At 70.2% G+C, this 23331-nt stretch carries 23 protein-coding genes; 9 read left to right on the top strand and 14 right to left on the bottom strand.

Annotation, left to right across the window (positions count from 1 at the left end; translation table 11 throughout):
• Positions 1–106 precede the first annotated feature (106 nt).
• The 3 genes from ACWDZ6_RS10885 to ACWDZ6_RS10875 all read right to left on the bottom strand — a co-directional run bounded on the left by ACWDZ6_RS10885 (position 107) and on the right by ACWDZ6_RS10875 (position 4414).
• Complete coding sequence (locus ACWDZ6_RS10885) at positions 107–1954, bottom strand: SpoIIE family protein phosphatase (protein ID WP_451502589.1); 1848 nt, start codon at positions 1952–1954, stop codon at positions 107–109.
• A 320-nt stretch (positions 1955–2274) separates the two neighbouring features.
• Positions 2275–2952 carry a cytidylyl-2-hydroxypropylphosphonate hydrolase gene (gene fomD, locus ACWDZ6_RS10880; protein WP_326652313.1) on the bottom strand — a complete coding sequence of 226 codons (678 nt, stop codon included), beginning with the start codon at positions 2950–2952 and terminating at the stop codon, positions 2275–2277.
• 58 nt (positions 2953–3010) lie between these two features.
• Positions 3011–4414 (bottom strand): class II fumarate hydratase, encoded by a 1404-nt coding sequence (locus ACWDZ6_RS10875; protein ID WP_451502588.1) that lies wholly within the window; start codon positions 4412–4414, stop codon positions 3011–3013.
• Positions 4415–4521: 107 nt separating this feature from the next.
• On the opposite strand from ACWDZ6_RS10875, the gene ACWDZ6_RS10870 reads away from it, so the two are divergent.
• Positions 4522–6054, top strand: a complete 1533-nt coding sequence (locus ACWDZ6_RS10870; RefSeq protein ID WP_451502587.1) for a ricin-type beta-trefoil lectin domain protein — start codon at positions 4522–4524, stop codon at positions 6052–6054.
• Positions 6055–6201: 147 nt separating this feature from the next.
• Here the strand turns inward: ACWDZ6_RS10870 and ACWDZ6_RS10865 are convergent, their stop codons facing one another.
• On the bottom strand, positions 6202–7878 hold the full coding sequence (locus tag ACWDZ6_RS10865) for a fumarate hydratase (protein ID WP_451502586.1): 1677 nt from the start codon (positions 7876–7878) through the stop codon (positions 6202–6204).
• Positions 7879–8175: 297 nt separating this feature from the next.
• Between ACWDZ6_RS10865 and ACWDZ6_RS10860 the strand changes: the two genes are divergently transcribed.
• A complete protein-coding gene (locus ACWDZ6_RS10860; RefSeq protein WP_451502585.1) occupies positions 8176–8841 on the top strand; it encodes a DUF1707 SHOCT-like domain-containing protein in 666 nt (221 codons plus the stop codon).
• A gap of 151 nt (positions 8842–8992) precedes the next feature.
• Positions 8993–9343, top strand: a complete 351-nt coding sequence (locus ACWDZ6_RS10855) for a WhiB family transcriptional regulator (protein ID WP_326652320.1) — start codon at positions 8993–8995, stop codon at positions 9341–9343.
• Between the two features lie 90 nt (positions 9344–9433).
• On the opposite strand, the gene glpX is transcribed toward ACWDZ6_RS10855, so the two are convergent.
• Complete coding sequence (glpX, locus tag ACWDZ6_RS10850; protein ID WP_326652321.1) at positions 9434–10465, bottom strand: class II fructose-bisphosphatase; 1032 nt, start codon at positions 10463–10465, stop codon at positions 9434–9436.
• A gap of 132 nt (positions 10466–10597) precedes the next feature.
• Between glpX and ACWDZ6_RS10845 the strand changes: the two genes are divergently transcribed.
• On the top strand, positions 10598–11113 hold the full coding sequence (locus ACWDZ6_RS10845) for a DUF4245 domain-containing protein (RefSeq protein WP_451502690.1): 516 nt from the start codon (positions 10598–10600) through the stop codon (positions 11111–11113).
• 103 nt (positions 11114–11216) lie between these two features.
• Here the strand turns inward: ACWDZ6_RS10845 and ACWDZ6_RS10840 are convergent, their stop codons facing one another.
• From ACWDZ6_RS10840 to ACWDZ6_RS10825, 4 genes are all read right to left on the bottom strand, one after another.
• Positions 11217–11807 carry a malonic semialdehyde reductase gene (locus ACWDZ6_RS10840; RefSeq protein WP_451502584.1) on the bottom strand — a complete coding sequence of 197 codons (591 nt, stop codon included), beginning with the start codon at positions 11805–11807 and terminating at the stop codon, positions 11217–11219.
• Between the two features lie 125 nt (positions 11808–11932).
• On the bottom strand, positions 11933–12199 hold the full coding sequence (locus tag ACWDZ6_RS10835; RefSeq protein ID WP_451502583.1) for an exodeoxyribonuclease VII small subunit: 267 nt from the start codon (positions 12197–12199) through the stop codon (positions 11933–11935).
• Between the two features lie 65 nt (positions 12200–12264).
• Positions 12265–13473, bottom strand: a complete 1209-nt coding sequence (gene xseA, locus ACWDZ6_RS10830; protein WP_451502582.1) for an exodeoxyribonuclease VII large subunit — start codon at positions 13471–13473, stop codon at positions 12265–12267.
• 163 nt (positions 13474–13636) lie between these two features.
• Positions 13637–14998: an APC family permease gene (locus ACWDZ6_RS10825; protein ID WP_451502581.1), complete on the bottom strand. Its 1362-nt coding sequence runs from the start codon at positions 14996–14998 to the stop codon at positions 13637–13639.
• Positions 14999–15075: 77 nt separating this feature from the next.
• On the opposite strand from ACWDZ6_RS10825, the gene ACWDZ6_RS10820 reads away from it, so the two are divergent.
• Both ACWDZ6_RS10820 and ppgK read left to right on the top strand, forming a co-directional pair.
• Positions 15076–16068 carry a 4-hydroxy-3-methylbut-2-enyl diphosphate reductase gene (locus ACWDZ6_RS10820; RefSeq protein WP_366732874.1) on the top strand — a complete coding sequence of 331 codons (993 nt, stop codon included), beginning with the start codon at positions 15076–15078 and terminating at the stop codon, positions 16066–16068.
• 66 nt (positions 16069–16134) lie between these two features.
• The gene (ppgK, locus tag ACWDZ6_RS10815; RefSeq protein WP_366732873.1) at positions 16135–16875 is read left to right on the top strand and encodes a polyphosphate--glucose phosphotransferase; all 741 of its coding nucleotides are present in this window, start codon (positions 16135–16137) and stop codon (positions 16873–16875) included.
• A gap of 143 nt (positions 16876–17018) precedes the next feature.
• Here ppgK and ACWDZ6_RS10810 read toward each other — a convergent pair whose 3' ends face one another.
• Positions 17019–17603 carry a DUF6542 domain-containing protein gene (locus ACWDZ6_RS10810; RefSeq protein ID WP_451502580.1) on the bottom strand — a complete coding sequence of 195 codons (585 nt, stop codon included), beginning with the start codon at positions 17601–17603 and terminating at the stop codon, positions 17019–17021.
• A 185-nt stretch (positions 17604–17788) separates the two neighbouring features.
• On the opposite strand from ACWDZ6_RS10810, the gene ychF reads away from it, so the two are divergent.
• On the top strand, positions 17789–18877 hold the full coding sequence (gene ychF / locus ACWDZ6_RS10805) for a redox-regulated ATPase YchF (protein ID WP_366732872.1): 1089 nt from the start codon (positions 17789–17791) through the stop codon (positions 18875–18877).
• Between the two features lie 126 nt (positions 18878–19003).
• Here ychF and ACWDZ6_RS10800 read toward each other — a convergent pair whose 3' ends face one another.
• From ACWDZ6_RS10800 to ACWDZ6_RS10785, 4 genes are all read right to left on the bottom strand, one after another.
• Complete coding sequence (locus ACWDZ6_RS10800) at positions 19004–19477, bottom strand: hypothetical protein (RefSeq protein ID WP_451502579.1); 474 nt, start codon at positions 19475–19477, stop codon at positions 19004–19006.
• A 216-nt stretch (positions 19478–19693) separates the two neighbouring features.
• Complete coding sequence (locus ACWDZ6_RS10795) at positions 19694–20005, bottom strand: DUF4326 domain-containing protein (RefSeq protein ID WP_451502578.1); 312 nt, start codon at positions 20003–20005, stop codon at positions 19694–19696.
• A gap of 18 nt (positions 20006–20023) precedes the next feature.
• Complete coding sequence (locus ACWDZ6_RS10790) at positions 20024–20563, bottom strand: PaaI family thioesterase (protein WP_451502577.1); 540 nt, start codon at positions 20561–20563, stop codon at positions 20024–20026.
• A 71-nt stretch (positions 20564–20634) separates the two neighbouring features.
• Positions 20635–20931 (bottom strand): putative quinol monooxygenase, encoded by a 297-nt coding sequence (locus tag ACWDZ6_RS10785; protein WP_366732868.1) that lies wholly within the window; start codon positions 20929–20931, stop codon positions 20635–20637.
• Positions 20932–21048: 117 nt separating this feature from the next.
• Here ACWDZ6_RS10785 and ACWDZ6_RS10780 point away from each other — a divergent pair, with 117 nt between their 5' ends.
• Positions 21049–22008: a GlxA family transcriptional regulator gene (locus ACWDZ6_RS10780; RefSeq protein ID WP_451502576.1), complete on the top strand. Its 960-nt coding sequence runs from the start codon at positions 21049–21051 to the stop codon at positions 22006–22008.
• 138 nt (positions 22009–22146) lie between these two features.
• Positions 22147–23310 carry a thiolase family protein gene (locus ACWDZ6_RS10775; protein ID WP_451502689.1) on the top strand — a complete coding sequence of 388 codons (1164 nt, stop codon included), beginning with the start codon at positions 22147–22149 and terminating at the stop codon, positions 23308–23310.
• Positions 23311–23331: the final 21 nt, after the last annotated feature.

Raw genomic sequence — 23331 nt, 5'->3', positions numbered from 1 at the left:
AGGGATTGAGGTCGCTTCGGCCGCATGCCCCAGTCAACCTCCACGACACCCCGTCGGCAACATTTGGACAAGGTCCAGATCTGGCCCAAGTACGAGCTGTGCCGTTCTACGCGGGCGTGGGCAGCTCGAACCACACCACCTTGCCGGTCGACAGGCGGGTCGCCCCCCACCGTCTGGCCAGCCGGTTCACCAGGAACAGCCCGCGGCCGCCCTCGTCCGTGTCGCGGGCCCGGCGCTGCCTCGGCAGCTGCGGGGAGTCGTCGCCGACTTCGCAGCGCAGCACGTCCGTACGCAGCAGCCGGAGCGTCACCGGCCGCTCGGCGTACCGCACGGCATTGGTCACCACCTCGCTGACCAGTAGCTCCACCGAGTCGCTCAGCTCCTCCAGGCCCCAGCGGGTCAGCGCCCGGCGGGCGAGGCGGCGGGCCCGGCCCGGAGCCGCGTCCTCCGGCTCCAGGAACCAGTACGCGACATCGCTCGGCGCGATCCCGTCGAAGCGGGCCGCGAGCAGCGCGATGTCGTCGTCCCGGTCGCCCGGGCCGAGCACGTCCAGCACGTCGTCGCAGAGCGCCTCCAGCGGCGGCGAATGGTCGGGACCGGTCAGCTGGGCGGTGGCGGCGAGCCGCTCCCGCAACTGCTCGATCCCCGTCCACACATCCCGCAGCCGGGACTCGACCAGACCGTCGGTGTACAGCAGCAGAGTCGCGCCGGCCGGGGCGTCCAGCTCCACGGCCTCGAAGTCCACGCCCCCCACACCGATGGGTGCGCCGGGCGGTACGCGCAGCACCTCGGCCCGCCCGCCCAGGTGCAGCAGAATGGGCGGCGGGTGGCCTGCGTTGGCGATGGTGATGCGGTGCGAGACGGGGTCGTACACGGCGTACAGGCAGGTGGCCATGCGATCCGTGCCGAGCCGCTGGGCCTGCTCGTCCAGGTGGTGCAGAACCTCCTGCGGGGGCAGATCGAGGCCGGCCAGGGTCTGCGCGGTGGTGCGCAGCTGGCCCATGATCGCGGCGGAGGTCATGGAGTGCCCCATGACGTCGCCGACCACCAGCGCCACCCGGCTGCCCGGCAGCGGGATCGCGTCGTACCAGTCGCCGCCGACCCGGGCCGTCTCGGCGGCCGGCAGATAGCGGGACGCGAGACGGACGCCGGTGGGCTGCGGGAGCGAGTCGGGCAGCATGGTGCGCTGCAGCTCGTCGGCGATGTAGGCCTCACGTCCGTACAGCACGGCCTTGTCGATCCCGAGCGCCGTGTGCGTGGCCAATTGTGCTGCCACCAGAAGGTCGTTGGGCTCGAAGGCGGGCCGGTCCGGCCGGCGGAGGAAGACGGCCGCGCCGATCACCCGCCGCCTGCCGCGGAGCGGGGCGAGTATCGCGCGATGTCCGCTCGGTACGGTGCGGTCGGCGCCGAGGAGCTCGGGCAGGGCGGCCCGGGCGGCCGCGGAGTCGCCGAAGACGGGCCGTACGCCGCGCAGCACCTCGGAGAGCGCACCACCGGACCGCACCTCGCACAGCTCGGCGGCGGGCATGAGGTCGGTCTGCGGGTCGACGACCGGGAGGGGGACGGTGCCGGGATCGGCGTCCTCACCGGCTAAACGCAGCCGGTCGGTACGGCGCAGCCGCAGCACGAACGGCGAGACCGGCCGCTCGTCGCCCACCGGCAGCGGGCTGCGGAGATAGACCAGAATCGCGTCGGAGAAGGTCGGCACGGTCGCCCGGCACAGCCCGAGCACGATCTCGTCGAGGTCTATGCCGCGCGCGATCCGGCGGGTGGCGGCCCCCACGAAACGCAGCCGGTCGCCCTCGCGGCGTGCGGTCCCCGCCAGGTCCTGCGGCGGACCGGCAGGCGGCGGCACGCTCGAGCCGCCGGTCGCCTCGGACCGCGGCCGGGTGCGTTCCTGCGGCCGGGCAGCCAGGGGCTGCCGGCCTTCATGGGAGGTGGGCTGCTCCGTCACGCGTGGTATTCCGTCCGTCCGGGCCGGTTGTGCGATGCAATCGCCTCGTGAGGCGGTATACCCGCTCTACGGGCGGCGCCGACAGGATGGCGGGCATCCGGCACAGCTCCACCCCCTTGAAATGACTCGTGATGACTTACGGTCAGGCCGTGCGCTGCGCTCAATAGTTGCTCAAACGGCGCAGCCTTGCGGACGACGATCCTACGTTTGCCCCCTGGGGGCACATCAAGAGTCTCACGAGGTCGTATGAGCCGGTGGGTGTTCCCGTACCGGAATCAGTCACTTCGCCGACGCCCGCGCACGGACTCACGACGTCGGACTCATGACGTCACCTGCACTGCCGTACGTCCCCAGTCCGCCGGAAGCCGCGGCACCCGCCACGCCGGGTCCGGCCGCCAGTCCTCCCAGCCCGCGCAGAACGGCGCCTTCCAGGCCCTGATCGCCTCGACGGCCGCCTGCCCCGCCTCCCGTACGCCCTGTGCCTTCTCCGCGTTCATCAGGCCGACCCGCTGGGCCTCGGCGAACTCGTCCTCGTCCAGCCAGTGCCAGCTGCGGTCCGGGTGGACGGCGATGTCCAGGAAGTGGTCCTCGGAGTCGACGCCGCCCGCCCAACGGGCATGGGGCTCCTCGAGGTTCACATACCAGTTCTTGAACCGCCAGCCGCGCTCCCAGAACAGCCAGACCGACCACGGCTCACCGGGTCGCGCCAGCTTCAGTACGCCCGTGCCGAACCAGCGGGCGCGGGCGGTGGTGCGCGGTGCGGTGTAGCGGGTGGCGAGCGGCTCCTGGTGCACCGGGGTGCCGTCCGCGAGTACCGGCTTCACGCACTCCGTGCCCGGCGCCATCCAGACCGCGAGCAGCTCGTCCGTGTCCTCCACGACTGTCACGGGCCGGCAGATATGGACGCTTCCACCCGACGGATCCGGGGCATGACCGCGATAGCGCCAGAGGATGTGGTCCCCGGGCGTCCAGCGTGCGATGCGTTCCGTACCTGTCATGCGCAGATCCTAGGAGTACGGCCGGGGCCCCGCTGCGACGCAGGTCACGGCCACCGGCTCACGGACGGGTCAGACGGAGCACGTCGAGCGCCTCGTCCAGCTGCTCGAGGGTCAGCGCTCCACGCTCCACATAGCCGGACTCGAGGACGACCTCGCGGATCGTCTTCCGCTCCGCCAGTGACTTCTTGGCGACCTTCGCCGCCTCTTCGTACCCGATGTACTTGTTCAGTGGCGTGACGATGGCCGGCGAGGACTCCGCGTACTCACGGGCCCGCTCGACGTTCGCCGTGATGCCGTCGACGGTACGGTCGGCCAGCAGCCGCGAGGCATGGGCGAGAAGCCGGATCGACTCCAGCAGATTCCTGGCCATCACGGGCATCATGACGTTCAGCTCGAAGTTCCCGGCGGCGCCGGCCGCCGCTACCGTGGCGTCGTTGCCCATCACCTGGGCCGCCACCATCAGCACGGCCTCCGCGATCACCGGGTTGACCTTGCCGGGCATGATCGAGGAGCCGGGCTGGAGGTCGGGAAGGCTGATCTCGGCGAGGCCGGTGCGCGGGCCCGACGCCATCCAGCGCAGGTCGTTGGAGATCTTGGTGAGCGAGACCGCGATCGTACGCAGCTGGCCGCTCGTCTCGACCAGCCCGTCGCGCGCGCCCTGCGCCTCGAAGTGGTTGCGGGCCTCGGTCAGCGGCAGCCCGGTCGCGCGGGCGACCTCGGCGATGACCGCGGCGGAGAAGCCGGGCGGGGTGTTGATGCCGGTGCCCACCGCCGTACCGCCGAGCGGAAGTTCGGCGAGGCGGGGCAGCGAAGCGGTGAGCCGTTCCACGCCGTACCGGATCTGCGCCGCGTAGCCGCTGAACTCCTGGCCCAGCGTGACGGGGGTGGCGTCCATCAGATGCGTACGGCCGGACTTGACGACCAGTGAGAACTCGGCCGCCTTGCGCTCCAGCGAGGCCGCCAGATGCTCCAGCGCCGGGATCAGATCGCCCGTCACGGCCGCCGTCGCCGCGATGTGGATGGAGGAGGGGAAGACGTCGTTGGACGACTGGGACGCGTTCACATGGTCGTTGGGGTGTACATCGCGTCCGAGACGGTCGGTGGCGAGCGTGGCGAGTACCTCGTTGATGTTCATGTTCGACGAGGTGCCGGAGCCGGTCTGGAAGACGTCCACCGGGAAGTGCTCGTCCCAGCGGCCGTCGGCCACCTCCGCGGCCGCGTCGGCGACGGCCTCCGCGATGTCCGTCTCGAGCACGCCCAGTTCGGCGTTCACACGGGCCGCGGCCGCCTTGATCCGGGCCAGGGCCTCGATATGGGCCCGTTCCAGCCGCTGTCCGGACACGGGGAAGTTCTCCACGGCCCGCTGGGTCTGGGCGCGCCACTTGGCGTGCGCCGGTACCCGCACCTCACCCATGGAGTCGTGCTCGATCCGGTACTCGCTCGCGTCGTCCATCACTGCCATGCCTCCTCGGAACTCTCGAAAAGATGAGCACTTGTCTTGTTCTGGCTATTCCCAACTGCGCTACCCGCAAGTAAATACCCGGACCAACAGCAAACCGGGGAGGCGCAATGAGGCGCACCAGGCACAGACTTCGCTGTACGGTCGCGGCCGCCACCGCACTGGCGGCAGCACTTGGGGCAATGGCCGCCACGGCCACCACTGCCCGGGCCGCTCGGCCCGACGCGATCCGTACCGCAGCATCCGTACCGCTCCCGCCCGAACTGGAGTCCATCCGCGCGGCCGAGGCCGTCAAGCTCTACGGCAGCCCCGCCGAACGCCCGCTCGCCGACCGCAGGACCGGCCTGATCTCGCTCGGTGACAGCGAGATCTCCGGTGAGGGCGTCGGCACCTACGAACCAGGAACGAACGGCCCCGACAACTGGTGCCACCGCTCGCCCGATGCCGCCATCCACCGTACGGGCATCGCCGCTGACCTCACGTACAACGTCGCCTGCTCCGGCGCGGACACCGGGAACATCCGGATCGGCGGCTCGAAGCAGTACGCCGACGAACTGGTCCAGAGCGACAATCTCGCCATCAAGGCACGCAACACCCGGATCGAGATGGTGCTGTTGGTGGCCGGCGCCAATGACGATCTGCACTTCGGCCCGGTGATGACCGACTGCGTCACGCGCTATGTGCTGTTCCAGGGGCCGTGCGAGCCGAAGTACGCGGCGGGCTGGCAGGGCCGCGTCGACGGCCTGGTCCCCAAGGTCGAGCAGACCGTAAGGGACCTGCGCACCGTGATGAGCGACGCCGGATACGCCGACGCCGACTACAAGCTGGTCGTGATGGGCTACCCGAGCCCCATCGGCCCGGACTTCCGCGACAATCCGGGCTTCCCCGGCAAGCTGATCTGCGGCGGTATGGGCTACGACTCCGACACCGTATGGGGCCGGAACACCGCCGTCCCCGCCTTCGAGCGCGGTATGCGCAGGGTCGCGCAGTCCACCGGGGCGGTCTATCTCGACAATTCCCGGCTTTTCCACGGCCATGAGGTCTGCATGGAGGACACCTGGGCGCGCGGGCTGTACATCGATCTCTCCAACCCCTTCCCGCCGGACTCCAATTCGGTCCGTCAGTCCTTCCACCCCAATGTGCGCGGCCATGCGGCCTTCGCCTCCTGCCTCACCCAGCTGTACAACTCCGGCCTGCGGGAGGCCAGTTGCGCGGATTCGGCCTCCAGCGGGAAGCCTCAGCTGTACGCGGGCGCCTGGGACGAGGCGTACCGGCCGCTGAAGAACGAGGCGACGGGCTCGTGCGTGGACGTCAAAGCCGCTGTCAGCCGCAATGGCACAGGAGTCCTGGGCTGGGACTGTCACGGCGGCCGTAACCAGGGGTGGTGGTACGACTCGGCGCGCAGGTCGCTGCACACGGAGCTGACGCAGGACCGCTGCCTCGACGTGCCGGGCGGGAGGTATGCGGCGGGCGCGGCGCTGATCGTCTGGAACTGCTCGGGCGCGGCGAACCAGCAGTTCGTGCGTGATGCGGGCACGGTGCGGCCGGCGGCGGCGACGGGGCTCTGCGTGACACTGGCGTCGGCGAAGGACGCGGTGCGGCTCCAGGCGTGCAGCGGCGCGGCGAATCAGCGTTTCGCGTAGGCCTTCCGCCGGGGCTCCGCAAGGACCCCGCTCCTCAGTCGCCGGAGGGGCTGAACTTCAGCCCGTCCGGCGATCGAGGACACGCCCGCAGGGCCTCCGGGGCCTGGGCCGGGGCCGGAGCCCCGGCCGGGAGCCTCGCCGCAGGCGTTACGCCAGCCCCGGACCCCGTACCGGAATCGAGGTGAACGTCGGCGCGGGTGCCGGCTCCGTGAAGAAGTCGTTGCCCTTGTCGTCCACCACGATGAACGCCGGGAAGTCCTCCACCTCGATCCGCCACACCGCCTCCATGCCGAGCTCCTCGTACTCGACGACCTCCACCTTCTTGATGCAGTCCTGGGCGAGCCGGGCCGCGGGGCCGCCGATCGAGCCCAGGTAGAAGCCGCCGTGCGCACCGCACGCGTCGGTGACCTGCTTGCTCCGGTTGCCCTTGGCGAGCATGACCCTGGAGCCGCCCGCCGCCTGGAACTGCTCGACGTAGCTGTCCATACGGCCGGCCGTCGTCGGGCCGAACGAGCCGGAGGCGTAGCCCTCGGGGGTCTTGGCCGGACCGGCGTAGTAGACCGGGTGGTCCTTCAGGTACTGCGGCATCTCCTCGCCCGCGTCCAGGCGCTCCTTGATCTTGGCGTGCGCGATGTCGCGCGCCACGACCAGTGGGCCGGTGAGGGACAGCCGGGTCTTTACCGGGTACTTGGTGAGCTCCGCGAGCACGTCGTCCATCGGCCGGTTCAGGTCGATCTTCACGACGTCCCCGGCCTCGTCGAGGTGCTCGTCGGTGGTGTCCGGCAGGAAGCGCGCCGGGTCCGTTTCCAGCTGCTCCAGGAACACGCCCTCGGCGGTGATCTTCGCGGTGGCCTGGCGGTCGGCCGAGCAGGAGACGGCGATGGCCACGGGGAGCGAGGCACCGTGGCGCGGCAGGCGGACGACACGGACGTCGTGGCAGAAGTACTTGCCGCCGAACTGCGCGCCGATGCCGATCTTCTGGGTGAGCTCGAAGACCTTCTCCTCCAGTTCCTTGTCCCGGAAGCCGTGGCCGGTGGGCGAGCCCTCGGCGGGCAGCTCGTCGAGGTAGTGCGCGGAGGCGTACTTCGCGGTCTTCAGTGCGAACTCGGCGGACGTGCCGCCGACGACGACGGCGAGGTGGTACGGCGGGCAGGCGGCCGTACCGAGCGAGCGGATCTTCTCCTCCAGGAACTTCATCATGGAGGCCTCGTTCAGGACCGCCTTGGTCTCCTGGTAGAGGAAGGACTTGTTGGCGGAGCCGCCGCCCTTCGCCATGAAGAGGAACTTGTACGCGCCGCCGTCGGTCGCGTACAGCTCAATCTGGGCGGGGAGGTTGGAGCCGGTGTTCTTCTCCTCCCACATGGTGAGCGGAGCCATCTGCGAGTAGCGCAGGTTGAGTTTGGTGTAGGCGTCGTAGATGCCGTGCGAGAGGGCTTCCTCGTCGCCGCCCCGCGTCAGGACGTTCTGGCCGCGCTTGCCCATGACGATCGCCGTGCCGGTGTCCTGGCACATGGGGAGTACGCCGGCGGCCGCGATGTTGGCGTTCTTCAGCAGGTCCAGCGCGACGAACTTGTCGTTGGAGGAGGCCTCCGGGTCGTCGACGATACGGCGCAGCTGCGCGAGGTGCGCGGGCCGCAGGTAGTGCGAGATGTCGTGCATGGCCTCGGCGGCGAGGGTCCGCAGCGCCTCCGGCTCGACCTTGAGGAACGTACGCCCGTCGGCCTCGAAGGTGGAGACACCCTCGGAGGTCACCAGCCGGTACGGCGTGGTGTCCTCTCCCAGCGGGAGCAGATCGGAGTACTGAAACTCTGGCATTACGGCCATTCCTCACTCGGCAGACAGCGGCGCTGACGTCCATTGGCAGCGCGCCCTTCAGCGTAGAACGCGGCGAGGCGGCGCGGTCTGTGAGGTAGGGCTCACCCGTGCCCTCGCGGCCCGGACGCCCTCCGGGCGTGTCCTTGATCGCCGGGCGGGCCGGGCGGGCCGGAATCGCCGGACGGGCCGGCATCCGGACCGGCCGATTCCTGGGGTGCGGGTCCGGGACCGAGCCGCAATGCCCGGCGCCGCGCCCCGCCCCCGTACCCCTAGTCGCGATCTATCGCGTTTCGCTACGCTGGATCCGTGGACCTCGAAAAGCACCCCCAGAAGCCGGTCGCCCCGGCGGAGCCCAACGACGCCATCCGCGCTTCCGATGCCGATCGCGACCGGATCGCCGACATCCTCAGGGACGCCCTGGCCGAGGGCCGCCTGGACGCCGAGGAGCACTCCGAGCGGATCGACGCCGTCTACCGCGCCAAGACCGTCGGTGAACTGGAGCCACTGGTCCGGGACTTGCCCGTGGCCCGCAACGGCAGCCGTAGCGACGCCATGTCGTACGGGTACGGGCCCGAGGAGCCCGTCGGCCCCGCCGAGAATCTCATCGCCGTCTTCTCCAGCTCCACCCGCAAGGGCCGTTGGCGCGTCGGCCGCCGCACCAATGCCTTCTCGCTCTTCGGCAGTGTCGAGATCGACCTCACCGAGGCGCTCTTCGAGCAGCGGCTGACCGTCATCAACGCCACCTCCATCTTCGGCAGTGTCGAAGTGCGGGTCCCCGAGAACATCTCGCTGCGCGGCAGCGGCACCGGGTTCTTCGGCAACTTCGAGGTCCGCACCCTGGAGGCCGCCGATCCCGAGGCCCCGGTGGTCGTCGTGAACGGGTACGCGGTTTTCGGCAATGTCGAGGCCAAACCCAAACGGGGCCGGCTCATCGCCGATCTCCATGACCGCCTGCGCAAACACCTCGGCTGACGGCTCCGCTCCGGAGCACTTTCCGGCCGCGAGCGCCCGCCCGCAATTCCGCGCCCCGGAACTCAGTGCCACTCAGTGAATAGGAGTGCGCACAGCGGGTAGGGAGTGCTGCATCGTCTCTCGCTCGCGAAGCCGTCGTCAGGAGTAGACCGTGCTGCAACTGCCGCATCAGTCCTTGCAGGTCGCCGCCGTTCCGCCCCAGCGAATTCCCGCTCGGGAAGATCAGGCCGGACCCTGGCACGCGGAGGCGGTGTGCCGCCGGGACGAGGCCGGACTGTTCTTCGCCCCGTCCAAGGAACCGACGGCCGCACGGCTGTCGCGCGAGGAGGCCGCGAAGCGGGTCTGCGCCCGCTGTCCTGTGATGGTCGAATGCCGGGAGCACGCGCTGCTCCAGCCCGAGCCGTACGGCGTGTGGGGCGGGCTGACCGCGGCCGAGCGCCGCGTGGTGCTGGCCCGGCGCAGGCGGCGCGAGGTGGAGCTCAAGAAGTCGGCGGCCGCCTGAGCGCCGGGCAGGGACGGGAAGGGGCGCCCCCCACATTCGGGGGCGCCCCTTCCCGTACCCGCTGCTCCTGCCTGTCCGGCTCGGCCCGTCCTACTTGGCGCGGTCGAAGTCGATGGCGCTGTAGGCGCGCAGCTTCGACAGCCGGTGGGTCGAGTCGATCTGGCGGATCGTGCCGGACTTGGAACGCATCACCAGCGACTGGGTGGTCGCGGTCTCCGCGCGGTAGCGCACTCCACGCAGCAGTTCGCCGTCCGTGATGCCGGTGGCGACGAAGAACACGTTGTCCCCGCTGACCAGGTCGTTCGTGTGCAGCACCCGGTCCAGGTCGTGCCCTGCGTCGAGCGCGCGCTGCCGCTCGGCGTCGTCCTTCGGCCAGAGCTTGCCCTGGATCGTGCCGCCGAGGCACTTGATCGCGCAGGCGGAGATGATGCCCTCGGGCGTGCCGCCGATGCCCATGAGCATGTCGACGCCCGTGCCTTCGCGTACGGCCATGACCGAGCCCGCGACATCGCCGTCCGAGATGAACTTGATCCGTGCGCCGGTCTCGCGGATCTCCTTGACGATGCCCTCGTGGCGCGGGCGGTCCAGGATGACGACCGTGACGTCCTCGGGCGAGGAGTGCTTGGCCTTGGCGACCCGGCGGATGTTGACCGAGACGGGGGCGTTGATGTCCACGAAGTCCGCGGCCTCGGGGCCGGTGACCAGCTTGTCCATGTAGAAGACCGCGGACGGGTCGAACATGGTGCCGCGGTCGGCGGCGGCGAGCACGGCGATGGCGTTCGGCATGCCCTTGGCGTTGAGCGTGGTGCCGTCGATCGGGTCCACGGCGATGTCGACCTCGGCGCCGGTCCCGTCGCCGACCCGCTCGCCGTTGAACAGCATCGGGGCTTCGTCCTTCTCGCCCTCGCCGATGACGACGACGCCGTTCATCGAGACGGTGGAGACAAGGGTCCGCATGGCCTTGACGGCCGCTCCGTCCGCGCCGATCTTGTCGCCGCGGCCGACCCACCGGCCCGCGGCCATGGCGGCGGCTTCGGTGACCCGGACGAGCTCCAGGGCCAGGTTGCGGTCGGGAGCTTCGGGAGAGACCTCGAGCGGGGACGGCAGATGATGCTCGGTCATCGGAGCGCACCTTTCTGTACGACGACGGCCGGAAAAGAGGGTGATGCGACTCTATCGGTACGTCGACAAATTGAGCAGAGGGGGCCACGTTTGAGCACACCTCCATAATGCGACCATGGGGGCGTGGCAGGTATGCGAGGCAGACAGACGGTGCGGGACATGGTGCTGTCGATGGCGGTGATCGGCGCCGTCGTCGCAGTGATCTACATGTTCATTCCGCACGACGACAAGGCGGACCCGGTCAAGAGGGTCGACTACCGGGTGGAGCTGCTGACAGCACGGCGCGCGGCGCCGTACCCGGTGGTGGCACCGGAGGGTCTGGCGAAGGAGTGGAAGCCGACGTCGGTCTCGTACGAGCGCGCCGATGCGGACGCCTGGCACCTCGGCTTCCGGGACCCGGACGGCGAGTACGTCGCGGTCGAGCAGTCCACCGCGCCGGCCGGCAAGTACATCGCGAAGGTCAGCCAGCAGGCTCGGGAGACCGGGAGGACACAGCAGGTGGGCGGTGTGGCCTGGCAGCTCTGGGAGGGCCCGAAGTACGACGCGCTGGTGCGCGAGGACAAGGGCTCGACAACGGTGATCACGGGCACGGCGTCACCGGAGCGGCTGGCGGAACTGGCCGCCGCGCTGGAGACGAAGAAGTCCTGATCCCGTCCCCTCCCGTCGCATCCCGTCCCCTCTCGTCCCCTCCCGTTGAACGAAAAGGCCGCCGCACCCGGAGCGGGTGCGGCGGCCTTCTGCTTGTGCGGGATCAGACGGTGGTGACGACCTCGTCGTAGGACAGCCGCGGCGAGCGCGGGAACGAGGCGTCGTCGCCGGGCTTGCCGATGTTGACGATCATCAGCGGGGTGTGGTCGCCGTCCAGGAACTCCTTCTGGACGCCGGCGAAGTCGAAGCCGGTCATCGGGCCCGCCGCCAGGCCGGCGGCGCGGACGCCGACGATGAAGTAAGCGGCCTGCAGGGCGGCGTTGAAGGCGGCGGCCTGCTCACGGGCCGGGCGCTCGGCGAAGAACATGTCCTTGGCCTGCGGGAAGTGCGGGAACAGGGCCGGGAGCTCCTCGTGGAACTCGTTGTCGGCGGCGAGGATCGCGACCAGCGGGGCGGTGGCGGTCTTCGGCCGGTTGCCCTCGGCCATGTGCTCGACCAGGCGTTCACGGGCCTCGTCGGAGCGGACCAGGACGACGCGCAGCGGGCTCTGGTTGAAGGCGGTCGGGCCGAACTTGACCAGGTCGTAGATCGCCTGGACCTGCTCCTCGGTCACCGGCTCTTCGGTGAACGTGTTGGCGGTACGGGCCTCACGGAAGAGGAGGTCCTGGGCGGCGGAGTCAAGGGCGAGGGTCATTCTGACGTACCTTCCGGGGGCGTGCGGAGGATCTTTACGACGGCTCCAACCGCACCCAGGTGGATTAAATTTCAACTACATGCCCAGAGTGACCCGCCTCACACCCGGGAGCGCCCCCGGCCCGCTCAGTCTTCGTCGGCCCCGGCAGCCGTGTCCTTGCCCTCGCCCGTACTCCCGCCCTCGCCCTTGCCCTCGGAGAGCGCCGCGTCGAGCCGCGCGCGGGCGCCCTCAAGCCAGTGGCGACAGACCTTCGCCAGCTCCTCCCCGCGCTCCCAGAGAGCCAGCGACTCCTCGAGCGTCGTGCCGCCCGCCTCCAGGCGGCGTACGACCTCGATCAGCTCGTCCCGCGCCTCCTCGTAACCGAGCGCGGCCTCGTCCGTCTTGGCAGCCATGCGTTCCACCCTATGTGTGAGGTACGACAACGACGTTCACCCTGTTCACGAGGCTCCGGCCGCGCTCACTCGGCGACCCGCACCGCGAACTCGCCCTCCGAGACCCGCGCCCGCAGCTCGTCGCCCGCCGCGACCTCCTCCGGCGAGCGGACCACCGATCCGTCCGCCTGCTGCAGCACCGCGTACCCCCGCTCCAGCGTCGCCGCCGGCGACAGCGAGACCACCCGCGCCCGGGTGTGCGCCAGCTCCGAGTCCGCCCGGTCCAGCAGATGCCCCAGCACCCGCCGACTGCGGGCGATCAGCGCGTCGGCCTCCGCCTCGCGCTCGTCCACCATCCGGTGCGGGTGCTCCATCGACGGCCGGGCCAGCGCATGGGCCAGACCCCGCTCCTCCCGGTCCAGCAGCCCACGGACGGTGCGCAGCGCACGGTCCCGCAGCTGCCGCACCCGGTCCAGCTCCTCGCCGACGTCAGGGACGACCTTCTTCGCCGCGTCCGTCGGCGTCGAAGCCCGCAGATCCGCCACCAGGTCGAGCAGCGGTGCGTCCGGCTCGTGCCCGATCGCCGACACCACCGGCGTACGGCACTCGAACACCGCACGCACCAGCTGCTCGTCCGAGAACGGCAGCAGATCCTCCACACTGCCGCCGCCGCGCGCCACGATGATCACGTCCACGTCCGGGAGCGTGTCCAACTCCTTGACCGCCTGGACGACCTGGGTCACCGCGTGCACGCCCTGCACCGCGACATTGCGCACCTCGAAGCGGACAGCAGGCCACCGCCGCCGGGCGTTCTCCAGGACGTCCCGTTCGGCGGCGGACGCCCGCCCGCACACCAGCCCCACCCGGTGCGGCAGGAACGGCAGTGCCTTCTTACGGTCGGCGGCGAACAGCCCCTCCGCGCCCAGCGTCCGCTTCAACTGCTCGAGCCGGGCGAGCAGTTCACCGATGCCCACGGGCCTTATCTCCACGGCCCGCAGCGACAGCTGCCCCCGCGGCGCGTACCACTCCGGCTTGGCGAGCACCACGACCCGCGCGCCCTCCGCCACCACATCCGCGACCGCGTCGAAGACCTGCCGGAAGCAGGTGACACCCACCGAGATGTCGTACGACGGGTCGCGCAGCGTCATGAAGACGACGCCGGCGCCCGGCCGCCGCGACAGCTGGGTGATCTGTCCCTCCACCCAGACCGTCCCGAGCCGGTCGATCCACCCTCCGATGAGCCGTGACACCTCGCCGACCGGCAGCGGCGCTTCCGCGGACGTGTTGAGAGCCATACGGGCGAGCGTATCGGCCGCGTACGACAACGCGGCCGAGCGCGGGCTGCGCCGGCGAACCGTGCCGTTCCCACCGCGCCGCGGGCTACGCCGACGAACCGTGCCGTTCCCACCGCGCCGCGGGCTACGCCGGCGAACCGTGCCGTTCCCACCGCGCCGCGGGCTACGCCGACGAACCGTGCCGCTCCCACTGCACCGCGAGCACGGTCAGCCCAACCCCCAGCCACAGCACACCCACCACCTGCGCCGTCCCGGCCGCCTCCTCGATCACCGCGATCGTCACCGCCGCGCCCAGCGTCGGCATCACCAGATGCCGCAGCCAGTCGGGGGTGCCCTCACTCCGCTTCACCACGAACCAGCCGACCACCGAGGCGTGCAGCAGCGTGAAGGCGGTCAAGGCGCCGATGTCCACCACCGACACCAGATGATCCAGACCGTCGGCACGCCGCGCCGCCCACAGCGCCGCCACCATCGTCACGGCCGCGGCCAGCAGCAGCGCAAGCCGCGGCACACCCGAATCCGTACGGGCGAGCGCGCGCGGCAGCCGACGGTCCCGCGCCATCGCGAAGAGCAGCCGGCCGGCCGCCGCCTGCCCGGCCAGCGCCGCGAACGCCGCCCCGATCGCCTTGCTCACCGCGACCAGGTCGTGCAGCCAGCCCCCGACGGAGGCGTCCACCGCGTCGTAGAAGGCCGCCCCCTGCCTGGCCGGCTCGGCCGCCAGCGCCGCCGACGACAGCGGCTCGAGCAGCGCCACCAGATACGTCTGCGCCACGAACAGGACACCCGCCAGCGCCAGACAGAAGAGCACTGCCCTGGCCACCTTCCGCGAACCGCCCGTGGCCTCCTCCGCGAACGAGGTGATCGCGTCGAAGCCGAGATACGACAGCACCGCCACCGACACCGCGCTGAACACCGCCGTCAACGAGAAGCCCGCGTCACCGGTCAGCGGGGACAGCCAGCCGCGCTGCGCCCCGTCCCGCCCGAGCACCACGACGGCCGAGACCATGAACACCAGCAGCACCACGATCTCCATCGCCAGCACCGCGAAGCCGACCCGGGCCGCGGCCCGTACGCCCCACAGATTGAGCAGCGTGGTGACCACCACGGCGATCCCGGTCCAGATCCACCGGTCCACTTCCGGAACCAGCGCCTCCATCGCGATCCCGGAGAAGAGATAGGCGACGGCCGGGATCAGTAGATAGTCGAGCATCGCCATCCACCCGGCGATGAACCCCGGCGCGTCGCCCAGTCCCTTGCGCGCGTACGTGTAGACCGAGCCCGCCTGCGGCGCGACCCGCACCATCTGCGCGTAACTGAAGGCGGTGAACGCCATGGCGATCGTCGCGACGACATAGACGAGCGCCACGGCCCCGTGCGACTTCGCGTCGAGCGTGCCGAACACACCTACCGGCGCCATGGGCGCGATGAAGAGCAGACCGTAGACGACGAGATCACGGAATCCGAGCGTCCGACGAAGCTCGCCGTCGCTGCCGCCCCCCGTCCCGGACCCTCCAGCTGCCGCCATCGCGTCCTCCGTCGCTCACGTCCCGCCCCAGTCTTCCCCCTGAGGGTGATCTCCTGGCTCCACGACGCGGCCTTACGATGGGGGGCATGACTGCTACGACTCCTGCCCGACGCGTCCTGCTCGCCGCTCCCCGTGGCTACTGCGCGGGCGTGGACCGTGCCGTGATCGCCGTGGAGAAGGCCCTGGAGCAGTACGGGTCGCCGATCTACGTCCGCCACGAGATCGTCCACAACAAGTACGTCGTACAGACCCTGGAGAAGAAGGGCGCGATCTTCGTCGACGAGACGGCGGAGGTCCCCGAGGGATCGATCGTCATGTTCTCGGCGCACGGCGTGGCCCCGGTCGTCCACGAGGAGGCCGCCGAGCGCAAGCTCGCGACCATCGACGCGACCTGCCCGCTGGTGACCAAGGTCCACAAGGAAGCCGTCCGGTTCGCCGACGAGGACTACGACATCCTGCTGATCGGCCACGACGGTCACGAGGAAGTCATCGGTACGTCCGGCGAGGCCCCCGAACACATCACGCTCGTGGACGGTCCCGAGGACGTCGCGAACGTCTCCGTACGGGACGAGTCGAAGGTCGTCTGGCTCTCCCAGACCACGCTCTCGGTCGACGAGACGATGGAGACGGTCGACGCGCTCAAGACGAAGTTCCCGCAGCTGATCTCCCCGCCGAGCGACGACATCTGCTACGCCACGCAGAACCGCCAGATCGCGGTCAAGCAGATGGGCGCCGAGGCGGACCTGGTCATCGTCGTCGGCTCCAAGAACTCCTCGAACTCCGTCCGGCTGGTCGAGGTGGCCCTGGGCGCGGGTGCGCGCGACGCCCATCTGGTGGACTACGCCTCGGAGATCGAAGAGGCCTGGCTGGACGGCGTCTCGACGGTCGGCGTCACCTCCGGTGCCTCGGTGCCCGAGGTCCTGGTCGAGGGCGTACTGGAGTGGCTGTCGCAGCGCGGTTTCGAGGATGTCGAGATCGTCAAGGCGGCCGAGGAGTCCATCACCTTCTCGCTGCCGAAGGAGCTCCGCCGCGATCTGCGCGCGGAGGCGGCAGAGCTGTCGGGAAAGTAGTCAGGGCCGCGGCTCGCTCGGCAGTCCGGGAAGTGGCTGTCAGCGGCTGCCCGTAACGTTGTGTCCATGAACGTGTTCGGAGTGGACATCGGCGGTTCCGGCATCAAGGGCGCACCAGTGGACCTTGAGCGCGGAGACCTGGCGCAGGAGCGCCACAAAGTCCTGACCCCACACCCGTCGACGCCCGAGGCCGTGGCGGACGGCGTAGCCGAGGTGGTCGGGAATTTCGGCTGGTCGGGCCCGGTAGGCATCACCTTCCCCGGCGTCGTCACGAGCGGCGTCACCCGTACCGCCGCCAATGTGGACAAGGGCTGGGTCGACGTGGACGCGTCGAAGCTGCTCGGCGAGCGCCTCGGTGGCCTGCCGGTGACGATCCTGAACGACGCGGACGCGGCGGGCGTCGCGGAGATGACATTCGGGGCGGGCCGTGGCCGCAAGGGCACGGTGATACTGCTGACCTTCGGTACAGGCATCGGCAGCGCGGTCTTCATCGACGGCCGGCTGGTCCCGAACACCGAACTGGGCCACCTCGAGCTGCACGGCCACGAGGCCGAGAAGCACGCCTCCACAAAGGTCAAGGAGGACGTGGGCCTCAGCTGGCAGCACTGGGCGCACCGGGTGCAGAAGTATCTCGCCCATGTGGAGATGCTGTTCTCACCGGAGCTCTACATCATCGGCGGCGGCGTGAGCCGTAAGGCGGACAAGTTCGTGCCGCTGATCGAGGGCATCAGGGCGGAGATCGTCCCGGCGGAACTGCAGAACAACGCGGGGATCGTGGGCGCGGCGATGGCGGCGGCGGACAGGTAGGGGCGGCGAGCGCGGCGGGCGGTCCTCGGCCGGTACGGGCGGGGGTCGCGCGCACCTCGCACAGAGGCCGCGGCCGGTGTGCGGGCGAGGGCACCGCACGCACCCCGTGCTCAGCCGCGCAGCAATCGCCCCGTGCTCGCGACTCAGCCGCGCCGGACCGGGCCGCCACCGGGCCGCGCGTGCCGCTGACGGCGCCCCATCATCCGTACCTTCCGTACGCAGGTGATGAGCCCGGCGACCAGCGTGCCGCCGTAGAGCCAGCCGGCGTGCACCGCCAGCGCGGTGACCAGGGCCATCGTCTGCCCACCGAAACCCGCGGGCCCGCCGGAGATCGGCACGACCCCGACCGCGAAGGCGATCGGCACGCTGATCGGCGCGGTGACCAGGTCGGCCTCCCGCACCCAGAGCGCGGTCAGCGCGCTGACGGGCAGGAAGAGCAGCCCGAACACCACGGCGGAGCCGTCGAAGAGCAGCCAGTCCAGACAGCCGAGCGCGAACATCGTCGCGGCGCCGAACAGCCCGCCGCCGAGGCCCGTCAGCCGGGGATTGGGCAGTCTGCGCAGCGCTAGCACCACGGGAGGCACGGACCGTACGGGCCTGGCCGGCACCCGGTACACGGCGGGGGCGCCCTCGGCGAGCGCGCCCTGGGGGGAGAGAGGGGCTTGCGGGGTAAGAGGGGCCTGCGGGCGCTGTCGGCGCTGAGAGTGACCTGTCCTGTGCTGCTCCACCCGAACAACGTAGGTCGCGATGTGGGAGGAATCAGGCACGGGACACGCGCTTTGGCCGACCTTGGCGTTGAGTTCGACTCCCGGCTGCCGTCGCTGCCCGGCTTGACCCGCCCGTAAACTGGGGGATCGGCCCACCTCCGGGCCGTACGGCCATCTGCCAGTCCTTACTCCAGGAAGTCGCCAACGTGTCGCTCACGATCGGAATCGTCGGTCTGCCGAATGTCGGCAAATCGACCCTGTTCAACGCCCTGACCAAGAACGACGTGCTGGCGGCCAACTACCCGTTCGCCACGATCGAGCCGAACGTCGGCGTCGTCGGTGTCCCGGACACCCGCCTCGCCAAGCTGGCCGAGATCTTCCGCTCGCAGCGGATCCTCCCGGCCACGGTCGACTTCGTCGACATCGCCGGCATCGTGCGCGGCGCGAGCGAGGGCGAGGGCCTGGGCAACAAGTTCCTGGCGAACATCCGTGAGTCCGACGCGATCTGCCAGGTCATCCGCGCCTTCAAGGACGAGAACGTCGTGCACGTCGACGGCAAGGTCTCGCCGAAGGACGACATCGAGACGATCAACACCGAGCTGATCCTCGCCGACCTGCAGTCCGTCGAGAAGGCGCTGCCGCGTCTGACGAAGGAGTCCCGCCTCCAGAAGGAGAAGGTCGCGGTCCTGGCGGCGGTCGAGGAGGCGCAGAAGCTCCTCGAGGCGGGCACCACGCTCTTCGCCGCGGGCATCACGGCGGGCACGGAGAAGGGCCGCCTCCTGCACGAGCTGCACCTCCTCACCACGAAGCCGTTCCTCTATGTCTTCAACGTGGACGAGGACGAGCTGGTCGACGAGGACTTCAAGAACGAGCAGCGCGCGCTGGTAGCCCCGGCCGAAGCGATCTTCCTCAACGCCAAGATCGAGTCCGAGCTGATCGAGCTCGACGACGACGAAGCGCTGGAGCTCCTCCAGTCGATGGGGCAGGAGGAGCCGGGTCTGGCGGTGCTGGGCCGCGTCGGCTTCGACACGCTCGGTCTGCAGACGTATCTGACGGCGGGCCCCAAGGAGACCCGCGCCTGGACGATCAAGAAGGGCGCGACGGCTCCCGAGGCGGCCGGCGTGATCCACACCGACTTCCAGAAGGGCTTCATCAAGGCCGAGGTCATCTCGTTCGGGGACCTGGTCGAGACGGGCTCGGTGGCGGAGGCCCGCGCGAAGGGCAAGGCGCGTATGGAGGGCAAGGACTACGTGATGCAGGACGGCGACGTGGTGGAGTTCCGCTTCAACGTGTGAGTGTCCAGAGCGGCCCGACCTGCGAGGAAGCGGGTCGGGCCGCTCTGCTGTCCGCAGCGGTCCGCGGAACGCTTCCTGTCGCCGGTTCCGGCCGACCGGTGCCGGGAATCTCTTGCCCGTCGGTCGTCACGGCGTCATCGAGAACGGGTCCGTATCCGGACCGAACGCCGTCTGATAGCTGGTCATGAAGAGTACGCAGAACGCGACGATCAGGCCGAGGAAGGCCAGTGTCAGTACGGTGCCCGCTGCGTTCCTGACGGGGTTCGGCGGCTGGGCAGTGGCCCGCTCGGGACTGCCTGCTGAGTAGTGAACAACGACGATGTCCCCGTCCACGGTGGTGCTGGGCCCGTTTGCCTCCTCGAACCGCACAGCGCGGCCGTCGCGCGCGGTGAACTCGTAGACGTGGTGCAGCGTCGTCCGCACGGGACCGTTGTTGCCGGCTACGCCGGTCGTTGTGAAGGTCCGCAGGCAGCGGGCCTCGGCGGTCAGGCCGCTGGTCCATGCCCTGCGCAGCTCCAGCGAGCGGCGAATCGTCTTCACCCCCAGGAACGCCGCCACGGCTGCGATCAGTCCCGGCACGGCATGGAACATGAAGTCCATCGATCTCCCCCCGAATATCGACGCGGATCCTCACTCGCCCCGGCCACGTCGGCGTACGCAGAACTTACCCGGGAACGGCCGGGGCGAGCCTCAAGTGATCCCGGAGGAGACTCGGAGACCGGGGGACTTGGCCTCGCCGCCGGCGCCAACGTCTGCCGCCCCGGCTTCGGGACATTGCGCCCGTGCCTGACCGGGTCCTGACCGGTGCCCGAGTGGTCAGCGGGCCTCGTCCGCCAGTTCCGCGATGACCTCGGCGTGGCAGCGCTCCGGTGCGCACCAGCAGCCGAGTCTGCGGCCGCGCAGGGCGGGGAGCAGCGCGAGGAGGTCCGGGCGGGACAGCAGGTGGATGCGGTACTTGTCGACGACCTCCTGGCGGGTGCCGTCGGGGCCGGGGCGGAAGGGGCTCGCCAGGGGGGAGCCGTCGAGGTGCCAGCCGCCGCGGTGCATGGCGCGGCCGACGTATACGACGCCCGCATAGTCGGGGTCGTCGCGATGGCCCTTGAGATTGACGACGGTTGTCCGCTTCATGTCCTGGATCCTCCGGCCTCAGGCCGCGTCCCGCCAGGTGAAGACCGCGCAGGTCGTGGTGGCGTGCGCGTACAGCTTGGCGTCGGTGGCGCCGACCACCCGTGCCTCGGCGGTCGCCGTCGTACGGCCGGCGTGGATGACGGTGCCTTCACAGCGCAGGGTCTGCGTGTCGGCGAACACCGGGCGCACGAGATTCACCCCGAGCTGGATGGTGGTGTACGCGCGGCCGGGCGGCAGCGTCGTCATGACCGCGCTGCCGAGAGCCGAGTCCAGCAGTGTGGCCAGGAACCCGCCGTGGACGCTTCCCATCGGGTTGAGCAGGTGCTCCCCGGGCTCGCCCTCGAAGACGGCGCGGCCGTCGTCCGCCTCCACGAGGCGGAATCCGAGAGTCCCGCAGATCGGCGCTTGCGGGTATTCGCCTTCGAGGCTGCGCCGGAGCACTTCGAGGCCGGAGTGGCTGCCGGCGTCGGCGTAGCTTGTCGGGCGGGCCCAGGTGTGGGTGCGTGAGCGGAGCGCGGCGGTGGCGCCCGCGGACGGCGGGCCGGTGAGCTCGGTCATGGTGGGTCTCCTCGGCGAGGTTGAGAGAGCGGAGCCGCGGGTCGCGGTGCGCGGCCCGCGGCAGGTCGCGGTCAGGGGAGCTTGACCGCCAGCAGGTCCACCGGGCGGATGTCCGGGGCCGAGCTCAGCATCGTCTCCGCCGCCTCCATCAGCGCCGCGGCGATCCGGCCCTGGAGATGACCGGTCCTGCCCTCCTCGTTCTCGAACGTGTCGAAGACACCGAAGACCGTGGCGCTCTCCCGGAACGCGAACCAGGTGACGGTGTGCTCCTCCTCGCGGGCGAGCTGCAGCGCCTCGCGCAACAGGGCCTCGACCTTGTCGGCGTACTCCGGCTCGGCTTCGATCCTGGCCAGCAGTCCGATGTTCATCGTGTGTCACTCCGTACGTCGTCGTCGGCGTCCCGATCAGTGGGACGTCCGCAAACCTATGGCCGCGACCAGTGCTCTCCCAGTGGCGCAAACGACTAGTGCGATACCGTTTCCGCCATGGATGTGGCAGTGCTGGCGTACGACGGCGTATTCGACTCAGGGCTCTCGGCGATCCTCGATGTACTCGAAGGGGCCAACGCGATGCGGGACGAGCTTCCGCAGCCGCCGCCCGCCTGGCGGGTGCGGACCGTCGGCTTCCGCCGCCGGGTCCGCACCGGTGCGGGCCACGTCGTCACCACCGAGCCGGCGGCCGGGGCCGAGCGTGCGGATCTGCTGATCGTGCCTGCCCTCGCCGAGCGGCGGCCCGAGGCGCTTCTCGCCCATGTCTCGGGACCCGCCTCGGCGGCGGTACGGAGTCTCGTGGCTGAGGCGCGGGGGGTCGGCACACCCGTCGCCTCGGCCTGTACGGGCACTTTTCTGTTGGCCGAGGCGGGGGTGCTCGACGGGAGGAAGGCGACCACCAGTTGGTGGCTGGCGCCGGTCTTCCGCAAGCGCTATCCGGCGGTCACCGTCGACGAGACCCGGATGGTCACCGCGTCGGACGGCGTGACGACGGCGGGTGCGGCCTTCGGGCACGTCGACCTCGCGCTGGCGGTTGTCCGGATGAGCAGCCCGGCCCTGGCCGATCTTGTCGCCCGCTATCTGGTCGTCGACGAGCGGCCGTCCCAGTCGGCGTACACCATCCCGAGCGCGCTCGCCCAGAGCGATCCGGTCGTCGCCGCCTTCGAGCACTGGGCCAGGCTTCATCTCGAGGAGCCGATCAGCGTCAGCGCGGCGGCGCGTGCGGTGGGGGTGAGTGAACGCACGCTCCAGCGGACCGTACGCCGCGTACTCGGCACGTCCCCCGTGCGCTTCGTCCAGGACCTGCGGGTCGAACAGGCCTCGCACCTGCTGCGGACGACGGACATGTCCCTGGACTCCATCGCCCGCAAGGTCGGCTACGAGCACGCGAACACCCTGCGGATCCTGCTGCGTGAGCGGACGGGCAGTACGGCGGGGGTTCTGCGCAACCGTTGAACAGCCGTACGGTGACGAAGAAAATAGTTAGTTGGATTTGACAACCCTCTCCGGGCGCGGCAGTGTTGAGTACAGTCGGTTTTGATTTCAAACCGACTGGGACGTCACACAGATACGAGAGCCGGGGAGGCTGCCGTGGTGCGGGATGCGGTGATCGTCGAGGCGGTTCGTACACCGATCGGCAAGGGCAAGCCGGGAGGAGCGCTGCACGACGAGCGCCCCGTGGACCTGCTGGCGCGCACACTCGCGTCGCTCGTCGAGCGGGCCGGGATCGATCCGGGGCTCGTCGACGACGTCATCGGCGGCTGCGTGACCCAGGTCGGGGACCAGTCGCTCAACATCACCCGCCACGCGGTGCTGGCCGCCGGCTTCCCCGAGAGCGTGCCGGGCATGACCGTGGACCGGCAGTGCGGCTCGTCCCAGCAGGCCGCGCATATCGCGGCCCAGGGTGTGATCAGCGGGGCCTACGACATCGCGATCGCCTGCGGCGTCGAGTCGATGTCACGGGTGCCGATGGGGTCCAATGTGCTGCCGGGCAGCGACCCGTTCGGGCTGCGGCTCGGCGAGCGGTATCCGCAGGGGCTGGTCGGCCAGGGGATCAGCGCGGAGCTGATCGCGGCGCGCTGGAAGATCTCGCGGGAGGAGCTGGACGCCTTCGCGCTGGAGTCGCACCGGCGTGCCGCGGGCGCCTGGGAGCGCGGGGAGTTCGACCGGGAGGTCGCCTGGACCGGGCAGCGCGACGAGAACGTACGGCCCGGCACGTCGGCAGAGGCGCTCGCAGGGCTCAGGGCCGCGTACTACGACCCGGCCGTGGAAGAGCGGTTCCCGGAGATCGGCTGGCGCGTCACGGCGGGCAACAGCTCGCCGGTCAACGACGGCGCGGCGGCACTGCTGATCATGGGTGCCGATGTCGCGGAGCGGCTCGGGCTGCGGCCACGCGCGCGGTTCCACTCGTTCGCCGTTGTCGGGGACGATCCGCTGCTGATGCTCACGGCGATCATGCCGGCCACCGAGAAGGTACTGGCCAGGGCCGGCCTGACCACGGACGACATCGATCTCTACGAGGTGAACGAGGCGTTCGCGTCGGTGGTGCTCGCCTGGCAGCGGGAGACCGGCGTCGAGTCCGACAGGCTCAATGTGCGCGGCGGAGCGATCTCCATCGGGCATCCGCTGGGCGGCAGCGGGGCGCGCATCATGACGACCCTGCTGCACAACCTGGAAGACCGCGGCGGGCGGTACGGGCTTCAGACGATGTGCGAGGCGGGAGGGCTGGCCAACGCCACGATCATCGAGCGTCTCTGACAGCGATGGCGGCGCCGGCCG

It is taken from the genome of Streptomyces sp. NPDC002926 (genome assembly GCF_053591755.1).
The sequence above is the reverse complement of the archived record's forward strand: the minus strand, read 5'-3'. Positions and strand labels throughout refer to the sequence as shown.